Origin of the sequence: Pseudomonas sp. MYb193, assembly GCF_002966775.1 — a bacterium.
In the GTDB taxonomy this organism is placed as follows: Bacteria; Pseudomonadota; Gammaproteobacteria; order Pseudomonadales; family Pseudomonadaceae; genus Aquipseudomonas; species Aquipseudomonas paracarnis.
Window position 1 is genome coordinate 4,038,877 of sequence record NZ_CP023269.1, and the last position, 20,462, is coordinate 4,059,338.

Genomic DNA, 20,462 nt, shown 5'->3' on the forward strand with positions numbered 1-20,462 from the left:
GGCGCGGGGCGGCTAAACCGGCATCCCTGCCGGTTTACCCCCCAAATCCCTGTCGAATTCCGGCCAGCGTGGTTTAACGGGGCGCCTAAGATCAAAAGCAGATCAAGATCAAGAGCGGCTCGCTTCGCATCGTGGTTACCGTTGAGCTAACAGAGTTATGTAGATACCTATGCCGCGATAGGGCCAGCCCAATCAACGCAAATCAAACAGCCAACAGGCGCTCACGCAACTTGCCAATCTCATCCCGCGTCTGCGCCGCCGCTTCAAACTCCAGATCCCGCGCCAACTGGTACATCTTCTCTTCCAGTTGTCGAATCCGCTTGGTGATCTCACTCGGTGAGCGCAGTTCGTTTTCGTACTTGGCGCTCTCCTCGGCGGCCTTGGCCATGCCCTTGCGCTTCTTGCTGCGCGAGCCGGGCACGGTGGCGCCTTCCATGATGTCGGCAACGTCCTTGAACACGCCTTTGGGGGTGATGCCGTGCTCCAGGTTGAACGCGATCTGCTTGTCGCGACGACGCTGGGTCTCGCCAATCGCACGCTCCATCGAACCGGTGATGCGGTCCGCATACAGGATCGCCCGTCCATTGAGGTTACGCGCCGCTCGGCCAATAGTCTGGATCAACGAACGCTCGGAGCGCAGGAAGCCCTCCTTGTCCGCATCCAGGATCGCCACCAGCGACACTTCCGGCATGTCCAGACCTTCGCGCAGCAGGTTGATCCCCACCAGCACATCGAAGGTGCCCAGGCGCAGGTCGCGGATGATTTCCACGCGTTCCACGGTGTCGATGTCCGAGTGCAGGTAACGCACGCGCACGCCGTGGTCGGCCAGGTAATCAGTCAAGTCTTCGGACATGCGCTTGGTCAGGGTGGTGACCAGCACCCGCTCTTCCAGGGCCACGCGCTTGTTGATTTCCGAGAGCAAGTCGTCGACCTGGGTCAGCGCCGGGCGGATTTCGATCTCCGGGTCCACCAGGCCAGTGGGTCGCACCAATTGCTCGATCACGCGACCGGCATGTTCGGCTTCATAGTTGCCGGGCGTAGCAGAGACGAAGATGGTCTGCGGGCTGATGGCTTCCCACTCGTCAAAGCGCATCGGCCGGTTGTCCAGCGCCGACGGCAGGCGGAAGCCGTACTCCACCAGGGTTTCCTTACGTGAGCGGTCACCCTTATACATGGCCCCCACCTGCGGCACGCTGACGTGGGATTCGTCAATCACCAGCAAGGCGTCCGGCGGCAGGTAGTCATAGAGCGTCGGTGGCGGCGCCCCGGAGTCACGGCCCGACAGGTAGCGCGAGTAGTTTTCGATGCCGTTGCAGTAGCCCAGCTCCAGAATCATCTCCAGGTCGAAGCGGGTGCGTTGCTCCAGACGCTGGGCTTCCACCAGCTTATTGTTGGAGCGCAGGTATTCCAGGCGCTCGGCCAGCTCGACCTTGATGCCCTCGATGGCGCTCATCAGGGTTTCGCGCGGGGTCACGTAGTGGCTTTTGGGGTAGAAGGTGAAGCGTGGCAGCTTGCGGATCACCTCGCCGGTCAACGGGTCGAAGGCTGACAGGCTTTCAACTTCATCATCGAACAGCTCGATGCGGATGGCTTCCAGGTCGGATTCGGCCGGGTAGATGTCGATCACATCGCCGCGCACCCGGAAGGTGGCGCGGGCGAAGTCCATGTCGTTACGGGTGTACTGCAGGCTCGCCAGGCGGCGCAACAGCTCGCGCTGGTCGAGTTTGTCGCCACGGTCGACGTGCAGCACCATCTTCAAATAGGTTTCCGGGCTGCCCAAGCCGTAGATGCACGACACCGTGGTGACAATGATCGCGTCTTTGCGCTCCAGCAGTGCCTTGGTGGCCGACAGGCGCATCTGCTCGATGTGGTCGTTGATCGACGCATCCTTCTCGATGAAGGTATCGGAGGATGGCACATAGGCTTCGGGCTGGTAGTAGTCGTAGTAGGAAACGAAGTACTCCACCGCGTTGTTGGGGAAGAACGCCTTGAACTCGCCGTAGAGCTGCGCCGCCAGGGTTTTGTTTGGCGCCAGCACCAGGGTCGGGCGGTTGGTCTGGGCGATCACGTTGGCGATGCTGAAGGTCTTGCCGGAACCGGTCACCCCAAGCAGCGTCTGGTGCGCCAGGCCGGCCTCGATGCCTTCGACCATCTGACGAATGGCTTCCGGTTGATCGCCGGCGGGCTCAAAACGGGTAACGAGCTGGAAATCCGACATAACGTACCTCGTGAAGTCACCCCAGACTCGACACCGCCAGGGACGAAATAGCTCAGCAACCCGCGAATAATCATCGCAGGTTGCAGGAAAAAACCATGATAGCTGTAGAAGTGGTGTCGAATGTGACGGGTTTCAAGGCCGTCTTCCTACACGACCTTTATCGTCAATGTTGCAATAAGACTAACGGTCAGCAAATAAACCGAAAAACTTGGCCGAAAAGCCGTTTCCGTTGTCGCTCTCAGCCGTGATGGCCTCTATACTAGCTCCCCGTTTGTGCACCGCTCTAGTGCATTCGGCTGGAGCGCGACACGTCCCTCCTACCCCCCATAGAGCTGCCGCAAAAATGAGCCTGTTCTCCGCTGTCGAAATGGCACCACGCGATCCAATCCTGGGCCTCAACGAAGCATTCAACGCCGACACACGAACCACCAAGGTGAACCTTGGCGTGGGCGTTTACTGCAACGAGGAGGGGAAGATTCCACTCTTGCGTGCCGTTGCCGAAGCGGAAGCCATTCGTGTGGCGCAACATGCCGCCCGAGGCTACTTGCCAATCGACGGCATCGTGGCGTACGACCAGGCCGTGCAAAAGCTGCTGTTTGGCGCTGAGTCGCCACTGTTGAGCGCAGGCCGTGTGATTACCGCCCAGGCCGTGGGCGGCACGGGCGCGCTGAAAATCGGCGCCGACTTCCTCAAGCAACTGCTGCCCAACGCCGTCGTCGCCATCAGCGACCCAAGCTGGGAAAACCACCAGGCGCTGTTTGAAAAAGCCGGTTTCCCGGTGCAGACCTACCGCTACTACGACGCCGCCACCCACGACGTGAACCGTGCCGGCCTGCTCGAAGACCTCAACGCCCTGCCGCCACAGTCCATCGTGGTGCTGCACGCTTGCTGCCATAACCCGACCGGCGTCGACCTCAGCCCGGCCGACTGGCAAAACGTGCTGGACGTGGTCAAGGCCAAGAACCTGGTGCCGTTCCTCGACATGGCCTACCAGGGCTTCGGCGATGGCATCCACGAAGACGCCGCCGCGGTGCGCCTGTTCGCTGAGTCGGGCCTGACCTTCTTTGTATCCAGCTCGTTCTCCAAATCGTTCTCGCTGTATGGCGAACGCGTAGGCGCGCTGTCGATCGTCAGCGAGTCCAAGGAAGAAAGCGCGCGCATCCTGTCCCAGGTCAAGCGTGTGATCCGCACCAACTACTCCAACCCGCCGACCCACGGCGCAGCCATCGTCGCCGCCGTACTCAACAACCCGGAACTGCGCGCCCAATGGGAAGCCGAACTGGCCGAGATGCGCCTGCGCATCCGTGGCATGCGCGAGCAGATGGTGGCCGAACTGGCCAAGGCTGCTCCAGGCCATGACTTCAGCTTCGTCGGCCGCCAGCGTGGGATGTTCTCCTACTCCGGCCTGACCGTTGAGCAAGTCACCCGCCTGCGCACCGAATTCGGGATCTATGCGCTGGATACCGGTCGCATCTGCGTGGCGGCACTGAACCAGTCGAACATTGGTGCAGTGACCAAGGCGATTGTCCAGGTGCTGTAAGCGAGCACACGTTATACGAAGGGGGAAGCCAATGGCTTCCCCTTTTTATTGGCGAACACACTAGACTGAATACCGACTGCCCCCCTTGCTGTGAGAGCTTTATGAGAAACGACGACCTGGACCTGCGCGCCGACCGTGACGAATTGCACGACTATGCCCCACGCGCACCGCAAGCCAAGCGGCAGAAGAGCTTGGTGCTGCAGGTAGCGCTGGGAGTATTCCTCGGAGGGTTGGCGTTATGGCTGGTACAACTGGGCGCGACGGCAATCATGGCCAAACTGGCCATGGGCACTCTGCAATTTGGCGGCTGATGTAAGACACCTGTGGGAGCTGGCTTGCCTGCTCCCACATTTGATCTAGGATGTTGGCAGATTGCGTTCTTGCAGTAGTTTTACGAAGCTGTTCAAGCTCTGCGACACCGTGCCCCGCCGCCAGATCAGCCAGGTATTCAAGGTACGGAACGTGTCGGGCAGCGGCCACACGCTCACCGCCGCACACCCCGGCATACTCTCCAGCATACTGCGCGGCATCAGCGCCAGCCCGGCCCCGGCGCTGACACAGGCCAACATGCCGTGGTACGACTCGATCTCGAAGATCCTGCCCGGCACCGCGTCATCCTGTGAGAACCAACGTTCAAAGTGATGCCGGTACGAGCAGTTCGAACGGAACGTATAGATGTTCTCGCCATTCACATCCTGGCCGCGGGTGATCGGCGCGTGATGCAGCGGCGCAATCACCACCATCTCTTCCTCGAACACCGCCACACCCTCCAGCGTGGAATGCAGCACCGGCCCGTCGACAAAGGCCGCCGTCAGCCGACCCGACAGCACGCCTTCGATCATGGTGCCCGAGGGGCCCGTGCTCAGGTCCAGCTCGACCTTGGTGTATTGCTGGTTATACGCCGCCAATAACGCCGGGATACGCACGGCCGCCGTGCTCTCCAGCGAGCCCAGGGCAAAGGCGCCCTGGGGCTCCTCCCCCGCCACCGTGGCGCGGGCTTCCTGCACCAGGTCGAGAATACGCCGCGTATAGCCGAGGAAATTCCACCCCGCCGGGGACAAACGCAAGCGGCTCTTCTCCCGGATAAACAACTCCACGCCCAAGTCCTGCTCCAGTTGCTTGATGCGCGTGGTGAGGTTCGACGGCACACGATGAATCAACTGGGCGGCAGCGCTGATGCTGCCTTGCTCGGCAACGGCCTTGAAGATTTCCAGCTGCACCAGATCCAAGTCATTCTCCAATTGTGAATGTATTGCTTAATATTATTCAGTTTCCAGAAAAGATACAGCCCCGTACGCTGGCCGTCATTCACTCCTTCATCCGGACGGTGCCATGAACGCTATTTCCCACCAGACCCACGCCCTGTCGATCAACCCCGCCAACGGCGAAACGGTCGGCAGCTACCCCTATGAAAGCGCAGAACAGCTGAACGCCGCCCTCTCCCGCTCGACCGATGCCTTCCGAACCTGGCGCCGCACGCCCGTGAGCCAGCGCGCCGAATACCTGCTGGCCCTGGCTGCAGCCCTGCGTGAGCAAGCCGAAGACATGGCGCAAATGATCACCCTGGAAATGGGCAAACCCATCGCCCAGGCCCGCGCCGAAATCGAAAAATGCGCGCAACTGAGCGAATGGTACGCCGCCCACGGCCCGGCCATGCTCGCCCCGGAGCCCACCCTGGTGGACAACGGCAGCGCCCGGATCGAATACCGCCCACTGGGCCCGATCCTCGCGGTAATGCCGTGGAACTTCCCGGTGTGGCAAGTCCTGCGTGGTGCAGTGCCGACCCTGCTCGCCGGCAACACCTACGTGCTCAAACATGCGCCCAACGTGATGGGCAGCGCCTACCTGATCCAGCAAGCATTGCACAAAGCCGGTTTTGCCGAAGGCGTGTTTGAAGTGATCAACGTGACCCAGGATGGCGTGTCCACCGCCATCGCCGACCCGCGCATCGCCGCGGTGACCCTCACCGGCAGCGTGCGCGCCGGCATCGCCATCGGCTCACAGGCCGGGGCCGCGTTGAAAAAATGCGTGCTGGAACTGGGTGGCTCCGACCCGTTTATCGTGCTCAACGACGCCGACCTCGACGCCGCCGTACAAGCCGCCGTCATCGGCCGCTTCCAGAACAGCGGCCAAGTCTGCGCCGCCGCCAAGCGCTTGATCATCGAAGCGGGCGTGGTTGAAGCCTTCACCGCCAAATTCCTTGAAGCCAGCCGCGCCCTGGTGATGGGCGAGCCCACCGCGGACGCCACCTATATCGGCCCCATGGCGCGCTTTGATCTGCGTGACGAACTGCACGGCCAGGTCCAGGCGACCCTGGAAGAAGGCGCCACGCTGCTGCTGGGCGGCCATAAAGTCGCGGGCGCGGGCAATTACTACGAACCGACAGTATTGGCCGACGTCACCGACCACATGACGTCGTTCAAACAGGAACTGTTTGGCCCCGTGGCCTCGATCATCACTGCCCGCGACGCCGAGCACGCTGTGGCGCTGGCCAATGACAGCGAGTTTGGCCTGACCGCGAGCATCTTCACGGCCGACTCGGCAAAGGCACAGGCGATTGCCGACCAGTTGGAAACCGGCGGGATCTTCGTCAACGCGTTCAGCGTGTCGGACCCGCGGGTGGCATTTGGCGGCGTGAAGAAAAGCGGGTTCGGCCGCGAGCTGTCGCACTTCGGCGTACGCGAGTTCTGCAATGCGCAGACGGTGTGGCTGGATCGTAAGTAGCCTGCCAGCACTGGCGCTTCAACAATTAATATGCCGTCGCACGCACTGCACCAACCCGTCCAGTGCCGGGGGATTCACCGGCGCGAGTACACAGACTGTGTGCTCGCGCTCGCCCTCCGCTACTGTCAGGGTGTAATGCACTCGACCTGGGTTGCCAGGCTCGGGATCGGTGCTTTGCGGCAACTTGAAAAACTCGGATGCTTCAATCAGTTGCCGCAACTCCTGCTGGTCGGGCTCGGGCAACGTATCCAACTCCACCGTACGCGGCTTGGCCAACCCCGGAAAAAACGCCGGTCCGCCGCTTTCCTTGATCGAAATTCGCATGGCTGTTCCTCGCCGCGCAGGCGGCTTCGTCAAACGTTGATACCCACCGCTTTCCAGCCTTCCTTGACTGCCTTGTGCTCAGCTTTGTTCACACCATAAAGCTGGCCGGCAATATCATGGGTGATGCGCGCAAAACGCAAAAACCCGGAATTGGGTCGCAGCCGCGAATCGCGCAGTGCGTCATACCAGATGCGCCCGGCACGCTCCCAGGCGAACCCGCCAATCCGGGTGGCCACCTGATAGAACGCGTGGTTGGGGATGCCGGAATTGATATGCACCCCGCCATTGTCCTCGTAAGTTTGCACAAAATCATCCATGTGCCCAGGCTGTGGGTCTTTGCCCAGCAGCTTGTCATCAAACGCAGTGCCTGGCGCCTTCATCGAGCGCAGCGCCGTGCCCTTGATCTTTTTGGTAAACAGCCCCTTGCCGATCAACCAGTCGGCGTCCTCGGCCGTTTGCTTCAGCGCGTACTGCTTGATCAACGAGCCAAACACATCCGACAACGACTCGTTCAGCGCACCGGACTGGTTGAAGTACATCAGTTTGGCCTCATCCTCGGTCACGCCATGGGCCAACTCATGGCCAATAACGTCGAGTGCCACGGTGAAGCGATTGAACAACTGCTGGTCACCATCGCCGAACACCATCTGGGTCGAATTCCAGAAGGCATTGTTGTAGTCCTGGCCGAAGTGCACCGTGGCGTCCAGCGCCATGCCCGCATCGTCGATGGAATTGCGATCGAATACCTGGTCAAAAAAATCGAAGGTTGCGCCCAGGCCGTCATAGGCTTCGTCTACTGCGGCATCGCCACTGGCGGGCTGCCCTTCACCGCGAATCAGCTTGCCGGGCAGGCTGTCGGTGTTTTCGGCGCTGTAGATCGAGCGTTGCTTCTCGGCGCCCACGGCCAGTGCCATGCGGGCTGGGCCCTTGGCGGGTACCGCGACCATGCGCAACGAGCGGAACGTGCTGTCCTTGGCACGCGTGCGTAATGCGACTTCCCGTTGGGCTTTGTCGCCGTGGCGGGCGATCTGGTCGAGCATGTACGGCGGGATCAGGCAAAAAATCGGGTTGCGCGGTTGGCGAACACACATGAGCTGGCTCCTTTTTGGCGTGTGATGAACGTCCGGGTAACGGTTTTCAGGATAGTCCTGAGTTCGCCACCTGGGCCAAATTGTCATGGTTTTGTGTTTCAGTGGTGTTTATCCCAGGCCCATAAGGAACATGCCCATGCCCGCCCGCGCAGCCAACATCGACCTTTCCCACCGCCCAAGGCTTGCCGACCTGCGCCCATTGGTCGCGGCCAGCCCCACCCTGCTGGAAGCCAGAGCCGCGATGCCGCGCGTCACCCCCGCCAAGGACCTCAAAAACCGCGCGGGCTATGCCGACGACTTCCTCAGCGACTTCGTGGTGCCATGGCCCACGGTTGACCAGCCACTGGCGGGCGATGTGCAACCCAAGCGCCTGGACTACACGCATTTCTCCATCACCATGTCGCGCGCTCGACGACTGGCGCTGTACGTGGGGGTGAATATCGACGGCGCCAAGCATGTAGACATCACGCGCAGCAACGACACCTGGGCCTACGATGGTCGCCTGCCCCTGGAGGCGCAGGTAGGTGAAGACCTTTATGCCGGCAATGGCCTGGACCGCGGCCATCTGGTGCGGCGCCAGGACCCCAACTGGGGCGACGAGGCCAACACCGCCAACGTCGACACCTTTCACTTCACCAATTGCTCACCCCAAATGAGCGGCTTCAACCAGAAGACCTGGCTGGAGCTCGAAGACTACATCCTCGACAACACCCAGCGCTGGAAAGCCCGGGCCACGGTGTTTACCGGGCCAGTGTTCGCCGATGACGACCGACTGTACCGTGGCGTAAAAATCCCCCAGGCGTTCTGGAAAGTAGTGGCCTACCTCAGCGACGAGGACAAGCCGTCCGCCAGCGCCTACATGATTGACCAGAGCCGCGAACTGGGCCAACTCGACCTGGTATTCGGCCCGCTTCGCACCTACCAGCGCAGTGTGATTGCGATCGAACAACTGACCGGCATCCGCTTCGCCAACCTGGCCGACTACGACGGGTTCAGCAACGAAGAGCGCGCCACAGGCACCCGGATCGAAGCGCTGATACGCGGGCCGCAAGATATTCGACTCTGATTCGCGCCTACAGGGTGTGATCGCTTACCATACGGCCGCCGGTTCCCGTATGGGACTAACAGGGAATTCGAAACGCCGCACGCGACGTGAACCGAAACTGCCCCCGCAACTGTAGATGCCGAGCCTGCCCTTGAATGCCACTGGACCACGTCCGGGAAGGCGGGGCATGGCGACGACGCATCAGTCAGGAGACCTGCCGGCCCAGCTAATTAACCAACCGGCGGGGTGTCCGGGAAGGACATCCTGGCCCTGCGCATCAGCAGCCTCCATGGGCGTATTTCCGAGCCGTACCTCCCCTGCTGCACCTACGGTTCACAAGGAGATCGCCTCATGCTGCCACGCGTTACCGCCCTGATCGCAGGCTTGGGTATGTGTGCCCTGGCGCAAGCCGCGCCCACTCAGTACCCGCTGACCCTGCACAACTGCGGCAGCACCCTGACCTTCCAGCACGCCCCCGCCCGCAGCGTCACCATCGGCCAGGCCGCCACCGAGATGCTGTATGCCCTGGGCGTGGGCGACAAGGTGGTCGGCACTTCGCTGTGGTTCAACAACGTGGCAGCGCAGTACAAGGCCCAGGACGACCGCATCGAGCGCCTGGCCAACAACGAGCCCAGCTTCGAAGCCGTACTCGCCAAGCGCCCGCAACTGGTGGCCGCCGAGCTGGAATGGGTGGTGGGCCCCCAAGGCGTAGTCGGTACCCGTGAGCAGTTTCATGAACTGAAGATCCCCACCTACCTGTTGCCGTCCGATTGCGAAGGCAAGGACAACCTGGTGGGTGCCGACGGCACGCGATTGGAGCCCTTTCGCATCGAGACGATCTACCAGAGCCTCCAGCAACTGGCACAGATTTTCGACGTGCAGGATCGCGGCCAACAACTGACCGACGAACTCAAGGCGCGCCTGGCCAAATCCGTCGCCACGGCCCAGGGCAAGGGCTTGCAGCAAGCCAGCGCACTGGTGTGGTTTTCCAGCGCCGAAATGGCCAGCGACCCTTACGTAGCCGGCCACAAAGGCGTGCCGCAATTCATGCTGCAAACCCTTGGCCTGCGTAACGTGGTGCAGTCCGATGAAGAATGGCCTGCCGTCGGCTGGGAAACCATCGCCAAGGCCAATCCCACCTTCCTGGTGATCGCACGCATGGACCGCCGTCGCTACCCGGCCGACGACCATGAAAAGAAACTCGCCTTCCTGCGCAGCGACCCCGTGACCCGCAACATGGACGCGGTGAAGAACAACCGCATCATCATCCTCGACGCTCTGGCCTTGCAGGCGAGCCTGCGCACCTTCGAGGGCCTTGAACAACTGGCGGCCGCCATTGACGGCTACCACCTGGGCCAATGATGCGCACCCTACTCGCCCTGGCGCTGCTGTTGCTCGCCCTGCTCGCTGGCGTCGCCATCGGTGAAACCGCCATCGAACCACAGGTGGTGCTGCAGGTGCTCGCCAATAAACTCTGGAGCGCCGGCTACGTACTGGACCCCATCGACGAAGGCGTGGTGTGGAACTACCGCCTCACCCGTGCATTGGTGGCCGCAGCTTGCGGCGCAGGGTTGGCGACGTGCGGCGTGATCCTGCAATCGCTGCTGCGTAACCCGCTGGCCGACCCGTACCTGCTGGGCATCAGCGCCGGCGCGTCAACCGGCGCGGTGCTCGTTGCCTTGATCGGCGTGGGCGGTGGCCTGGTGTCGTTATCGGCGGGCGCGTTTGTGGGGGCGATGGCGGCCTTTGCGCTGGTGACGCTGCTCGCACGAGCCAGCGGATCGTCCAGCGGTACCGGACAGATCATCCTCGCGGGTATCGCCGGCTCGCAGTTGTTCAATGCCCTGACCGCGTTCCTGATCACCAAGTCGGCCAGCTCCGAACAAGCCCGCGGCATTATGTTCTGGCTGCTGGGCAACCTCAGCGGCGTACGCTGGCCGTCGGTGTGGTTGGCGGTGCCGGTGGCGGTCGTGGGGCTCGCGGTGTGCCTGTGGCACCGGCGTGCACTGGATGCGTTTACCTTCGGCAGCGACTCGGCAGCCTCCCTCGGCATCCCGGTGCGCCGCGTGCAATTTGTGCTGGTGGCCTGCGCTGCGTTGGTGACGGCGGTGATGGTATCCATCGTCGGCTCCATCGGGTTTGTCGGCCTGGTGATTCCCCATGCGGTGCGCCTGTTGCTTGGCACCGGGCATTCGCGTTTGCTGCCGGCCAGTGCCTTGGGTGGCGCGCTGTTTTTGATCGCTGCGGACGTGCTGTCGCGCACCTTGATCAAGGGCCAGGTGATTCCGGTGGGTGTGGTCACCGCATTGGTGGGCGCGCCGGTGTTTGCGCTGATCCTGATTGGCCGGAGGAACGCACGATGAGCGTACTCAGTTGTCGCGGCCTGGGCTTCAAAGTGCGTGACGCGCAGTTGCTGCGTGACATTGACCTCGACGTGCAGTTGGGTGAAACCCTCGGTATCGTCGGGCCCAATGGTTCAGGCAAATCCACCCTGCTCAAATTGCTGGCTGGATTACGTGCGCCGGCCAGTGGCGAAGTTCGCCTGGGTGGCAAGCGGCTCGGTGAGTTGTCGCGCCGCACCATCGCGCAGCAATTGGCGGTTGTGGAGCAACAGGCCGACACCGACGACGCCATCCGCGTGTTCGACGCCGTGGCCCTGGGTCGCACGCCGTGGCTGTCGGCATTGAGCCCGTGGTCGCGTGAAGACGATGCTATCGTGCACCAGGCCCTGCATGACGTAGACGCCACCCACCTGAGCCAACGTGCCTGGCGCAGCCTCTCGGGTGGCGAACGCCAGCGCGTGCACATCGCCCGCGCCCTGGCACAACGCCCGCAGATTTTGTTGCTGGATGAGCCGACCAATCACCTGGATATCCAGCATCAACTGGCAATCCTCAAAGGCGTGCAAGGCTTGCCGGTGACCACCTTGATTGCCCTGCATGATCTAAATCAGGCATTGACCTGTGATCGCCTGGCCGTGCTGGATCGCGGGCAACTGGTGGCGCTGGGCACGCCGCTGCAAGTGCTGACACCGCAGCGCTTGCAAGAGACGTTCGGGGTACAGGGGCATTACCTGACGGACCCGTTCGACGGCGCGCAAATCCTGCGCCTGCGCTCCAACTGAATCCGTACGTTGGGGCAGCTTGCTCTGGTGATAGTCTGACTGCCAACTGTGATCCAAATGTGGGAGGGGGCTTGCCCCCGATGAGCATAGGTATCTACACAACTTCGGTACGACGCTAAACCTGTGGCGAGGGAGCTTGCTCCCGCTACGGCCTGGCAGCCGACGCTGATCTAACTGACGCGCCGCGATCCAACTGTGGGAGCTGGCTTGCCTGCGAAGACGGCTTGACAGTCAACACAGTTGGACCGTGTACATATCCATTCCTGCGGTAACGGCCACTTAGGGTTCCGCCCTGACGGCGGCTCACTTTGCAAAAGCCGGGATGCCGGCCCAGGCCAAAGTAAGCAAAACGCTCTTGCCCCACCACTCGGCACCTCGCCCAGGCTCGGTGTGCCCGTAATCCGCCAGTGATTTGGGGGGTCGCCGCTATCGGGGGCAAGTCCCCTCCCACACTTCATCTACAGAAGTCGGTGCATATGGGTGGTCTGCCAGATCGGGTCGGCCTCGACATCCACCACGTCGAACCCCTGCCGCTGCCAGAAATCAATCGCGCCGGGCAGAAACGGATGGGTATGCAAGTACATCATCTCCACCCCATCCGCTCGCGCCAGCGCCTCCAGCGAGCGGTATAACCGGCCCGCCAGGCCCAAGCGTCGCACAGCCGGGAGCACATACAGGCGCACCACTTCCACCGTCTTGCGGCCCTGGTAGTTCAACTGCGGGAAGCGGCCGTCGTAGGGCCGATAAGCCACCGCGGCAACGATCCGGCCTTCGGCACGGGCAATCAAAAACCGCCCGCCGCCCTCAAGGTAGATGGCTTCAAACTGCGCCAGATCGTGGGGGACACCGGTGGCACTGAGCGTGGGAAACAGTTCATCACGCGCCTGCAAAGCGAAGCTCAGCACCTGGGGAATGTCAGCGGCCTGCGCCGCCTCGATACTAACGTTCATCGCCAGGGATCCGACCCGTTATCCACTGGCGAGCGTAAGCCAGCACGCGATCGGCCATCGCCACCGGAAAGTGAATAAACCCATGGGCCGCTTCCGGCAACACATGAGCCTCCACCGCTGCCCATCGCTCGGCGATAAGCAGGGTGTCATCCTTGAGCGGGTCCAATTGCCCCACAAACATCAACGCGGGTGGCAGCCCCTCAAAGTCTCCATACAAGGGCGACAACGGCGGCTGCCGGCGCGTCTCGTCGCTGATCCCCGGCGTCAGCAGGCGCAGCGCCTGAACCATGCCCGGCCCGTCCAGCAACAAGGTGTCCGGCCCGGCCGTGCGCACACTGGGCGTGCCGGTCAAATCGTAGACGCCGTAATACAACACCGCGCCGCTTACCCGCTGGAGCAACTCGGGCCATTGCTTGAGCGCCAACAAGGTGGCCGCCGCCAAGTGCCCGCCGGCCGACTCGCCAACGAAAAACACCGGCAGGCCGGCAAACTCCGGGCAGTCCGCCAAAAGCCAGCGCGCAGCCGTCAGGCAGTCGTCCAGCAGCCCTTCGATCGGCGTATCCACCGCCAGCCGATAATCCACCGACACCACCGCCACATCGCACGCGTTGACCATGCCAAGGTTAAGGTCGTCATCCATTTGCGCATTACCGATCACCCAGCCACCGCCGTGGATATCCAGCACCACGCCTCTTGGCGGGCCAGCGGGGCGCAGGATGCGCAAGGGGATCGCCCCGAGCATTTTGCGTTCCGCCATGGGCGCCTTCTTGAAGGTCTGGCTGGCGCGCAGCAGCGCCTGGATCATGCGCGGCGTGACGCGGTTGCGGACCTTGAAGCGCGGCATCCACGCCAGTTTGCGATTGAAGCGGCGCATCTGGGCCAGTTCGGGCTCGCTGGCGGGCCAATGCTGGTAGGCCATCAGCGATTATTACGCAGGATCGAGAAGTTCAACGCCGCGGCCACGCACAGCCATGCCAGATACGGGAACAGGATCAGGCCGGTGATCAAATCCAGACGCACGGCCAGCACCACCATCGCTGCCACGGTGAGCCACAAGAGCACGATAATCACCATCCCGGCGAACAACCGATGGGCACCAAAGAACACCGGCGTCCACAGTGTGTTCAATGCAATCTGCGCCGCCCACAGGGCCAACACCATTTCGCTGCCGGGGATCAGGGTCAAGCGGTAACCGGCCCAGGCCAGCAGCAGGTAGATGATCGTCCATGCCACCGGGAACAGCCAATTGGGCGGGGTAAAGCTGGGCTTGACCAGGGATTCGTACCAGGCGCCAGGTTTGAAGATCACGCCCGTGCCGGCAGCGGCGGCGCAGGCTAGCAGAAAGATGAAAAAGGTCATGGTCGCTCCTTGAGGTCCAGTGGATGGAAAACAATGCACTGCATTGAATGACTCAAGCAACCGCGGATAAATTCAATGGAGGCAGCAAAATACCCGCGCTTTTGCGCGTCATGAAAATTGGTTATGGTCGGCAACATCCAGCACCGTTGCCCGAGACATGCCCTTGCCCCAGCTTGCCGATCACCGCAGCAGCCCCTGGTCAGTGTTCCTGATTTTCCTGCGCCTGGGCCTTACCTCCTTCGGCGGGCCGATTGCACACCTGGGTTATTTTCGCCAAGAGTTCGTCAGCCGCCGCCGCTGGCTCAGCGAGCGCAGCTATGCCGAACTGGTCGCGCTGTGCCAATTCCTGCCCGGCCCGGCCAGCAGCCAGGTCGGTATCGCGTTGGGCCTGTCCCGCGCAGGTTACCGGGGCGCGGCGGCAGCCTGGGCCGGGTTCACCTTGCCGTCGGCCATCGCCCTGATCCTGTTTGCCCTGGGGCTGGCCCACTACGGCAGCGCCCTGCCCCATGGCGCGCTGCACGGCCTCAAGGTGGTCGCCGTAGCCGTGGTGGCCCAGGCCGTGTGGGGCATGGCGCGCAACCTGTGCCGAGGCGTGTTACGGGTGGCGTTGATGTTGACCGCTGCGTGCGTGGTGCTGTTGGAGCCCTCCGCCTGGGCTCAAGTCGGGGTCATGGTGGTCGCAGGCGTGGCCGGCCTGCTGTTGTTCAAGCCCGAGAACAGCAACGAGCCCGACGCCCTGCCCATCGCCATCAGCCGCCGCGCCGGAGCCCTGTGGTTGATACTGTTTTTGCTGTTGCTGGTGGGTTTGCCGATCCTCGCCGCATGGGCGCTCAACCCCACACTGGCGCTGGTGGACGCCTTCTACCGCACCGGCGCCCTGGTATTCGGCGGCGGCCACGTAGTGTTGCCGCTACTGCAAGCCGAAGTGGTGCCCAGCCAATGGGTGAGCAACGATGTGTTCCTCGCCGGCTACGGCGCCACCCAAGCTGTGCCCGGCCCGCTGTTCACCTTCGCCGCCTTCCTCGGCGCCTCCATGACCCACGCCCCGAGCGGTTGGCTTGGCGGAGTGATCGCGCTGCTGGCGATCTTCGCCCCGTCGTTCCTGCTGATCTTCGGCGCTTTGCCCTTCTGGGCCAACCTGCGCAGCAGCCCGCGCACCCAAGCCGCGCTCGCCGGGGTGAACGCAGCAGTGGTTGGCCTGTTGTTGGCGGCGCTGTACCAGCCGGTGTGGACCAGCGCGGTTTTCAACGGGTATGACGTGGCGTTGGCGCTACTAGCACTGGTCGCGCTGATGGTGTGGAAGCTGCCGCCGTGGCTGGTGGTGATAGGTTGCGGCGTACTGGGCGGGTTACTGGGCTAGCGCAGGCCTGTGTGGAGGATGATCGTTAACACCCGCCCCCATCAGAGATTCAATGAAAGGCCGAATGACGAAAGCGGCGATTGCGTTCGACCTGTTCCGTCATGCCAAGAGCACGGCATCTGCTGTCGTTACTCCACCTCCCAAAGTAACAAGCACACTTCTCCCTGCTCACCATCACTAAAGTCTTTTTTCGAGTCTGGCACGGCCCAAAAGGGCATATCCTCAAACCAGTAGGCCCACTGGGTCTGAAGGTCTGTTTCTACATCACTGCACAACAACATCAGCTGAACCTTGCGAACCCCTTGTGCAACGGCGCCTTGGAGTTTTGCCCGATCTTCTGTGATTTTGGCTTTCCATTTGTTTTGCGTATAGGCATGCACCAACGACGTTTCCACCAACCAGGTTGTGCCATCCTTCGCCGAAATCGCGATGTCACCCAATTGGCCAGATGCGTGGCCAGTAAAGTGTGTCCTGTAGCCAGGTTTGGGATTGCACTCGAACGCTAGAGCGGTAAACGCGCTGAATTGTTCCCAGTTGAACCACTCTTCAAACGAGTAGCCGGTGCCTGCAAAGCGCGTGATGTCACGGGCCTTGGGCCTGAAGTGGTCTTCCAGAATCTGAGCGAGATCGCCTAGGGTCATGTGCATCGTCCTTGTATTGCCAATGGGGTAACACCCAGCGTGCGCCTAAAGGTGCCGCCTTGTGGAACCCATTAACTATTTTGTAAGGCGCGGTTCACAGCCGCTACCTCATAGGTCGGAAAGAACCAGGCCCCAAAAGATTATTGGCCTGGTAGATCAGTTCACCGCCACCTTGCTCAACCGCACCAGTGCGAGGATGGCTTCGCTTAAGCTGGTCGCACCTTTGTTGCTTTGGGTCAGCACCACATCCACATTGGTTCCGTCACGCTTGGCCATCGTCAGCTTTTTATTCATTAGACCGCTGATGGTAACGTCGGCAATATCGGCAAGTGCCACGCGGTGCGATTCCTTGAATTGCAGGCGCACGTATACATACTCAAGATCAACCAGTACGCCCTTGTCGCCAGAGCCGAACACTGTTTCGTCGAAGAAGAACACCACCTCGTCCTTGGCAATGTTCAGCGCGTTCTTGGATTCGAAGGTCAGGATCTTCTTCATCGGCAAGTCCGGCGCCACATAGAACTTGTGATCGGCGTTGGACCTGAAACCTTGGGCGGCAGTCGCCACGGTCAACCCGCAGCCGCCGCGTTTCTCTGACCCTGGTAGTACAGGGGTAACAACCGATAGCGCGCTCGCCTGCGTCTCGCGCGCCACGATTTTCTCGATCACTCGCTCACAGTGTTCATCGAAACGTTCGTAATTGATGAATTGCGCATAGCGCTCGATGTCCGGGCGACTGGCGCTGAAACTTTCCACAGTGCTGAGGTCGCACTGGCGCAATTGCTCCTGGATCAGAGCTTGCTTTTCCTTGAGCAGGCCGCCCATGCCGAAGTACTCCACAACACCATCGAGTCGCCCTTGATCACCCCCAAACTTTCGTAGCAGGATCGGATAGATACGCTCGTTGTAGGGATAAGCGCTGATCGCCTTGACCGCCGACGGCAACACGGCCTCGTCGGGGATCAGGCCTTTTTCAATATTCTCGGTAATCGCCTGGGACTTTCTGATCTCGTCCTTTGAATAGCTGTGCAACTTACCGGGCGAATCGGCATTGATGGCATCGAGGGTCGCAAGGTAGGCCGCATTAACGATATTGCTGGCACCGTCTGCGAACGCCTTGACCGTTGCCGGGCGCTTGAAAATCTCGTCTTTCTTGAACGAGTCGCCGAGTGCGCTGACCCCTTTGGCCATCAGGTTGAATACCCCATGACCAATATTGGACATCAGGTTTTTGGCGTCGGCATCGTATACCGCCTTCTCTGAACCATAGCCTACCCATTGGCGACGACCACGGCGACGATTGGTGCGATGCGCATCCACCTCGGCTGAACGCTCGACAATGGCTTCGTATTGCTCGGCCAATACGCCGAAATCTTCATCCCATGAGTCGTAGCGCTGCATGAACGCGTCGTAGAAGCGCTCTTCGTCGATATCGTAGATCCCGTGGGCCACGGTGAGCTTGATACTTTGGCCTATTGCCTGGAGGCGGATCTTGTCTGCTAGATCATCGCCGCCTTCGTAGAGGTTATCCAGGTTGGAAAACAGATCGTAAAAGCCGGCATTGATTTTCTGCGACCACGTCGCGGCAATCGTCGAGAATGCTTGCCTGACCTGGTTTGTATCAAGCTTGCTTTGCGGTGTCTCAAGGGTGTGGCCGTAAAGTTCAATCGGCTGAATGCTTGCATCCATTGCGTGTCACCGTTCCAAAATCGCGGGTAGAAGGAGGGAGTAAGTCAGCTTCATCAAAGGCGAGGTGCAGCCCTCAATAAAGGTAGCACAGAGCCACTATATGATACCTGTATTACTCCCCGTCCCCTTTTCCGCGCTGCGTCTTAACTGGCCGGCATTGGGGCTGAGCCCGGCTCGACAATCTTGAGCCACGGCCAACGCGCCTGATAACTCCTGGCCTTGTGCAAAAACAATTCAGGCTCCGGATGCAAAGGGTTGATACGCAACACCCCCTGTTCCACATCCTCCAAACCATAAGGCGCATACACCTCGCCCGAGGCAATATCCAGCGCAACGCACGTACCCGCCACCAAGTAACGGTCAACCCCCTGCCGAGCCGAATGCAACTGCGGATAAGGCCGGCCAAACCGCTGGCCATACCAAAGGTGTACCCGCGCCTGATTCTTGACCTCTACATTCACACCCAAGTCATTAAATAGCACCTGCGCCCTGCGAATCACCGCGTCCTCCGCCTCGTAGGACACATCCTCATCAAAGTAAAAAACGTCGTAGTCCTTCACGCCCTGAGCCGCCGGCAGATTCGCCTGATGGTTCCACACCGCCTGGAACAAACAGCCCGCCGTGAGCAGGCACTGCTGCACACCAAGGTCCGGTAGCCGCGCGGTGATTTGCGCATTGATCGGGTTGGCCATGGCCAATTCGAGCAAGGTGTCGACAGTCAATGTCATGTTCAGCCCTCCATAGTCTGGCGCCACAGTATCATCCCAATATGTCACTCCTGTAGGAGCGAGCTTGCTCGCGAAAATCCCAAACGATCAGACAGTGCCTGAAGGCAAAATCCGATTCCCCTGCCGCACCTTGCGCCATTGCCTACGCGCGCGTCTGCCGCCGTGCGCCGATCCTGCTTACCCCTACCTTTAGTCGGATATTTCTGGCGGTTCAAGCGCAACGACTAGCCTTCAGCCTAGCGTAAGGGATAACGCTGAACTATCGGTCCATGAAGGGCCAGTACGCCTCGTCGTCCCGACGCTTTATCTGCTGAGGAGACGATAATGAAAATAACCTTGAAACGGTTGGCGTGCCTGGGTGCAAGCTTCACCAGCGTGCTCGCCATGGCCGATGCGGCCAGCCCGCCGCCGCTGTCACCTGCGATTCCCTTCGACGTCACCGCCAATGCCCCCTTCACCCTGGACAACCTGCAACACGATTTCGACGTGCTGTCGTGGCAGACCTTCGTCGCGCTGAACTGGCCCGCCAACGCCGACGGCAGCGCCAATACCTCGGCGCAGATCGGCGCGCCGGGGCAGACGGTGTGGGAGTCGTGGAAGGAGAGCTACGAGATTTTCCTGCCCCAAGGCCAGAAGCCTGTCGCCTGGAACCAGAAGGCGCCGCTACCCCCGGCCTGCCAAGGCAAGGGTGACCTGCCCGTGCTGCAGCAGATGGGCAAGGTCGCTGGTGTGCTCGACGAGACCATCCAGCCGTTCAAGACCGGCCCACTGGTGGACCAGAACGGCACTTACACGCGCAACGCGATCATGGTCAACCAGCCGATGTTCGACAACATCGTCAACAATGGTCTGTACAGCAAGGAAGGCCAACAGGCTTTCTTCACCAAGGCCGACAACCGCATCGCCTTCTCCTGCGGCTCGCAGAAAGACAAGCATGTCGGCGCGATCATGGTCAAATCGGCCTGGAAGGTACTCGGCGGCAACGACAACCCGCAGGACTTCCACGCCGTCGACGCGCTGGTCTACACCCCCGGCAACGCCGACCCGAGCAAGGGCGCGGTGATCCCCGAATCGTGCAACGCGCAGAAGGTCGGGCTGGTCGGCCTGCACATCGTGCACAAGACCAAAGATGCGCCGCAGTGGGTGTGGTCAAGCTTCGAGCACGTGCGCAACGTACCGGAAAAGACCACCCCCATGAACGAGCGCAAGGGCCCCTACCTGTTCTACAACGCCCAGGCCAGCGACCGCCCGGTGAACGAGCCGCCCGCGCAGCCGTGGGACCCGTCGAAGAAAGCCACGCCCTCGCAGATCGTGCGGGAAATTCCGCTCACCGCCGCAACCCACCAGCTCAACGCGCAGTGGCAAGGCGCACTCAAGGGTACGGTGTGGGCCAACTACCAGTTGATCAGCACCCAATGGCCAACCGCCCCCGCCGATGACTGCCAGGTGCCGTCGCCAACCAACCCGCTGGGCACGCCTGCGCCGAACTTCCTGGCCAACGCCACGCTGGAAACCTACAACCAGGGCACTACGCCGCAGGCTTCATCCAGTTGCATGGAATGCCACAACAACGCGACCACCCGGGTGACCCAGTCACCGCGCACCAGCTTCGCCGATTTCACCTTTCTGCTTGAACGTGCCCAATCCACCGGTGCCAAGGAGTGATGCC

The 20,462-nt window shown here is 61.3% G+C and carries 19 protein-coding genes and 1 riboswitch; of the genes, 9 read left to right on the top strand and 10 right to left on the bottom strand.

Going from position 1 to position 20,462, the window contains the following annotated elements:
- Positions 1–202 precede the first annotated feature (202 nt).
- Positions 203–2,218 (bottom strand): excinuclease ABC subunit UvrB, encoded by a 2,016-nt coding sequence (gene uvrB, locus CLM72_RS18270; RefSeq protein WP_057977608.1) that lies wholly within the window; start codon positions 2,216–2,218, stop codon positions 203–205.
- A 343-nt stretch (positions 2,219–2,561) separates the two neighbouring features.
- Between uvrB and CLM72_RS18275 the strand changes: the two genes are divergently transcribed.
- Together CLM72_RS18275 and CLM72_RS18280 are read left to right on the top strand one after the other, a co-directional pair.
- On the top strand, positions 2,562–3,758 hold the full coding sequence (locus CLM72_RS18275) for an amino acid aminotransferase (protein ID WP_034116881.1): 1,197 nt from the start codon (positions 2,562–2,564) through the stop codon (positions 3,756–3,758).
- Between the two features lie 101 nt (positions 3,759–3,859).
- Positions 3,860–4,069 carry a hypothetical protein gene (locus CLM72_RS18280; RefSeq protein WP_005789784.1) on the top strand — a complete coding sequence of 70 codons (210 nt, stop codon included), beginning with the start codon at positions 3,860–3,862 and terminating at the stop codon, positions 4,067–4,069.
- Positions 4,070–4,114: 45 nt separating this feature from the next.
- Here the strand turns inward: CLM72_RS18280 and CLM72_RS18285 are convergent, their stop codons facing one another.
- Positions 4,115–4,987 carry a LysR family transcriptional regulator gene (locus CLM72_RS18285; protein WP_105227371.1) on the bottom strand — a complete coding sequence of 291 codons (873 nt, stop codon included), beginning with the start codon at positions 4,985–4,987 and terminating at the stop codon, positions 4,115–4,117.
- Positions 4,988–5,090: 103 nt separating this feature from the next.
- Here CLM72_RS18285 and CLM72_RS18290 point away from each other — a divergent pair, with 103 nt between their 5' ends.
- Positions 5,091–6,482: an aldehyde dehydrogenase family protein gene (locus CLM72_RS18290; RefSeq protein ID WP_105227372.1), complete on the top strand. Its 1,392-nt coding sequence runs from the start codon at positions 5,091–5,093 to the stop codon at positions 6,480–6,482.
- Positions 6,483–6,500: 18 nt separating this feature from the next.
- On the opposite strand, the gene CLM72_RS18295 is transcribed toward CLM72_RS18290, so the two are convergent.
- Both CLM72_RS18295 and CLM72_RS18300 read right to left on the bottom strand, forming a co-directional pair.
- A complete protein-coding gene (locus CLM72_RS18295) occupies positions 6,501–6,806 on the bottom strand; it encodes a protealysin inhibitor emfourin (RefSeq protein WP_054921648.1) in 306 nt (101 codons plus the stop codon).
- 29 nt (positions 6,807–6,835) lie between these two features.
- The gene (locus tag CLM72_RS18300; protein WP_054898578.1) at positions 6,836–7,897 is read right to left on the bottom strand and encodes a M4 family metallopeptidase; all 1,062 of its coding nucleotides are present in this window, start codon (positions 7,895–7,897) and stop codon (positions 6,836–6,838) included.
- A 136-nt stretch (positions 7,898–8,033) separates the two neighbouring features.
- On the opposite strand from CLM72_RS18300, the gene CLM72_RS18305 reads away from it, so the two are divergent.
- The 4 genes from CLM72_RS18305 to CLM72_RS18320 all read left to right on the top strand — a co-directional run bounded on the left by CLM72_RS18305 (position 8,034) and on the right by CLM72_RS18320 (position 12,066).
- Entirely contained in the window at positions 8,034–8,963 is a 930-nt protein-coding gene (locus CLM72_RS18305; RefSeq protein ID WP_105227373.1) for a DNA/RNA non-specific endonuclease, read from the top strand.
- Between the two features lie 22 nt (positions 8,964–8,985).
- Positions 8,986–9,179, top strand: a riboswitch (cobalamin riboswitch).
- Positions 9,180–9,293: 114 nt separating this feature from the next.
- Positions 9,294–10,304, top strand: a complete 1,011-nt coding sequence (locus CLM72_RS18310) for an ABC transporter substrate-binding protein (protein WP_105227374.1) — start codon at positions 9,294–9,296, stop codon at positions 10,302–10,304.
- Entirely contained in the window at positions 10,301–11,305 is a 1,005-nt protein-coding gene (locus CLM72_RS18315) for an iron ABC transporter permease (RefSeq protein ID WP_054921644.1), read from the top strand. The genes CLM72_RS18310 and CLM72_RS18315 overlap by 4 nt, the downstream gene beginning before the upstream one ends.
- Positions 11,302–12,066: an ABC transporter ATP-binding protein gene (locus CLM72_RS18320; protein ID WP_105227375.1), complete on the top strand. Its 765-nt coding sequence runs from the start codon at positions 11,302–11,304 to the stop codon at positions 12,064–12,066. The genes CLM72_RS18315 and CLM72_RS18320 overlap by 4 nt, the downstream gene beginning before the upstream one ends.
- A gap of 458 nt (positions 12,067–12,524) precedes the next feature.
- Here CLM72_RS18320 and CLM72_RS18325 read toward each other — a convergent pair whose 3' ends face one another.
- The 3 genes from CLM72_RS18325 to CLM72_RS18335 are packed head-to-tail and all read right to left on the bottom strand — an operon-like array spanning position 12,525 to position 14,375.
- Positions 12,525–13,016 (bottom strand): GNAT family N-acetyltransferase, encoded by a 492-nt coding sequence (locus CLM72_RS18325; RefSeq protein WP_105227376.1) that lies wholly within the window; start codon positions 13,014–13,016, stop codon positions 12,525–12,527.
- Complete coding sequence (locus CLM72_RS18330; protein ID WP_105227377.1) at positions 13,006–13,935, bottom strand: alpha/beta hydrolase; 930 nt, start codon at positions 13,933–13,935, stop codon at positions 13,006–13,008. Before CLM72_RS18330 ends, CLM72_RS18325 begins: the two co-directional genes overlap by 11 nt.
- Positions 13,935–14,375 carry a TspO/MBR family protein gene (locus CLM72_RS18335; protein ID WP_105227378.1) on the bottom strand — a complete coding sequence of 147 codons (441 nt, stop codon included), beginning with the start codon at positions 14,373–14,375 and terminating at the stop codon, positions 13,935–13,937. The genes CLM72_RS18330 and CLM72_RS18335 overlap by 1 nt, the downstream gene beginning before the upstream one ends.
- A 157-nt stretch (positions 14,376–14,532) precedes the next feature.
- On the opposite strand from CLM72_RS18335, the gene chrA reads away from it, so the two are divergent.
- Positions 14,533–15,735 carry a chromate efflux transporter gene (gene chrA, locus CLM72_RS18340; RefSeq protein ID WP_105227379.1) on the top strand — a complete coding sequence of 401 codons (1,203 nt, stop codon included), beginning with the start codon at positions 14,533–14,535 and terminating at the stop codon, positions 15,733–15,735.
- A gap of 128 nt (positions 15,736–15,863) precedes the next feature.
- Here the strand turns inward: chrA and CLM72_RS18345 are convergent, their stop codons facing one another.
- The 3 genes from CLM72_RS18345 to CLM72_RS18355 all read right to left on the bottom strand — a co-directional run bounded on the left by CLM72_RS18345 (position 15,864) and on the right by CLM72_RS18355 (position 18,793).
- The gene (locus CLM72_RS18345) at positions 15,864–16,376 is read right to left on the bottom strand and encodes a hypothetical protein (protein WP_105227380.1); all 513 of its coding nucleotides are present in this window, start codon (positions 16,374–16,376) and stop codon (positions 15,864–15,866) included.
- 156 nt (positions 16,377–16,532) lie between these two features.
- A complete protein-coding gene (locus CLM72_RS18350; RefSeq protein WP_105227381.1) occupies positions 16,533–18,065 on the bottom strand; it encodes a hypothetical protein in 1,533 nt (510 codons plus the stop codon).
- A 143-nt stretch (positions 18,066–18,208) separates the two neighbouring features.
- Entirely contained in the window at positions 18,209–18,793 is a 585-nt protein-coding gene (locus CLM72_RS18355; RefSeq protein WP_105227382.1) for a nucleotidyltransferase family protein, read from the bottom strand.
- A 324-nt stretch (positions 18,794–19,117) separates the two neighbouring features.
- Here CLM72_RS18355 and CLM72_RS18360 point away from each other — a divergent pair, with 324 nt between their 5' ends.
- Positions 19,118–20,458, top strand: coding sequence for a cytochrome C (locus CLM72_RS18360; RefSeq protein ID WP_105227383.1), 1,341 nt, complete (start codon positions 19,118–19,120; stop codon positions 20,456–20,458).
- Positions 20,459–20,462 lie beyond the last annotated feature (4 nt).

Excerpts from the sequence above, each read along its gene's own strand:
- uvrB (WP_057977608.1), bottom strand. The coding sequence starts at position 2,218 with ATGTCGGATTTCCAGCTCGTTACCCGTTTTGAGCCCGCCGGCGATCAA.
- CLM72_RS18275 (WP_034116881.1), top strand. The coding sequence starts at position 2,562 with ATGAGCCTGTTCTCCGCTGTCGAAATGGCACCACGCGATCCAATCCTG.
- CLM72_RS18280 (WP_005789784.1), top strand. The coding sequence starts at position 3,860 with ATGAGAAACGACGACCTGGACCTGCGCGCCGACCGTGACGAATTGCAC.
- CLM72_RS18290 (WP_105227372.1), top strand. The coding sequence starts at position 5,091 with ATGAACGCTATTTCCCACCAGACCCACGCCCTGTCGATCAACCCCGCC.
- CLM72_RS18295 (WP_054921648.1), bottom strand. The coding sequence starts at position 6,806 with ATGCGAATTTCGATCAAGGAAAGCGGCGGACCGGCGTTTTTTCCGGGG.
- CLM72_RS18300 (WP_054898578.1), bottom strand. The coding sequence starts at position 7,897 with ATGTGTGTTCGCCAACCGCGCAACCCGATTTTTTGCCTGATCCCGCCG.
- CLM72_RS18305 (WP_105227373.1), top strand. The coding sequence starts at position 8,034 with ATGCCCGCCCGCGCAGCCAACATCGACCTTTCCCACCGCCCAAGGCTT.
- CLM72_RS18310 (WP_105227374.1), top strand. The coding sequence starts at position 9,294 with ATGCTGCCACGCGTTACCGCCCTGATCGCAGGCTTGGGTATGTGTGCC.
- CLM72_RS18315 (WP_054921644.1), top strand. The coding sequence starts at position 10,301 with ATGATGCGCACCCTACTCGCCCTGGCGCTGCTGTTGCTCGCCCTGCTC.
- CLM72_RS18320 (WP_105227375.1), top strand. The coding sequence starts at position 11,302 with ATGAGCGTACTCAGTTGTCGCGGCCTGGGCTTCAAAGTGCGTGACGCG.
- CLM72_RS18325 (WP_105227376.1), bottom strand. The coding sequence starts at position 13,016 with ATGAACGTTAGTATCGAGGCGGCGCAGGCCGCTGACATTCCCCAGGTG.
- CLM72_RS18330 (WP_105227377.1), bottom strand. The coding sequence starts at position 13,935 with ATGGCCTACCAGCATTGGCCCGCCAGCGAGCCCGAACTGGCCCAGATG.
- CLM72_RS18335 (WP_105227378.1), bottom strand. The coding sequence starts at position 14,375 with ATGACCTTTTTCATCTTTCTGCTAGCCTGCGCCGCCGCTGCCGGCACG.
- chrA (WP_105227379.1), top strand. The coding sequence starts at position 14,533 with ATGCCCTTGCCCCAGCTTGCCGATCACCGCAGCAGCCCCTGGTCAGTG.
- CLM72_RS18345 (WP_105227380.1), bottom strand. The coding sequence starts at position 16,376 with ATGACCCTAGGCGATCTCGCTCAGATTCTGGAAGACCACTTCAGGCCC.
- CLM72_RS18350 (WP_105227381.1), bottom strand. The coding sequence starts at position 18,065 with ATGGATGCAAGCATTCAGCCGATTGAACTTTACGGCCACACCCTTGAG.
- CLM72_RS18355 (WP_105227382.1), bottom strand. The coding sequence starts at position 18,793 with ATGACATTGACTGTCGACACCTTGCTCGAATTGGCCATGGCCAACCCG.
- CLM72_RS18360 (WP_105227383.1), top strand. The coding sequence starts at position 19,118 with ATGAAAATAACCTTGAAACGGTTGGCGTGCCTGGGTGCAAGCTTCACC.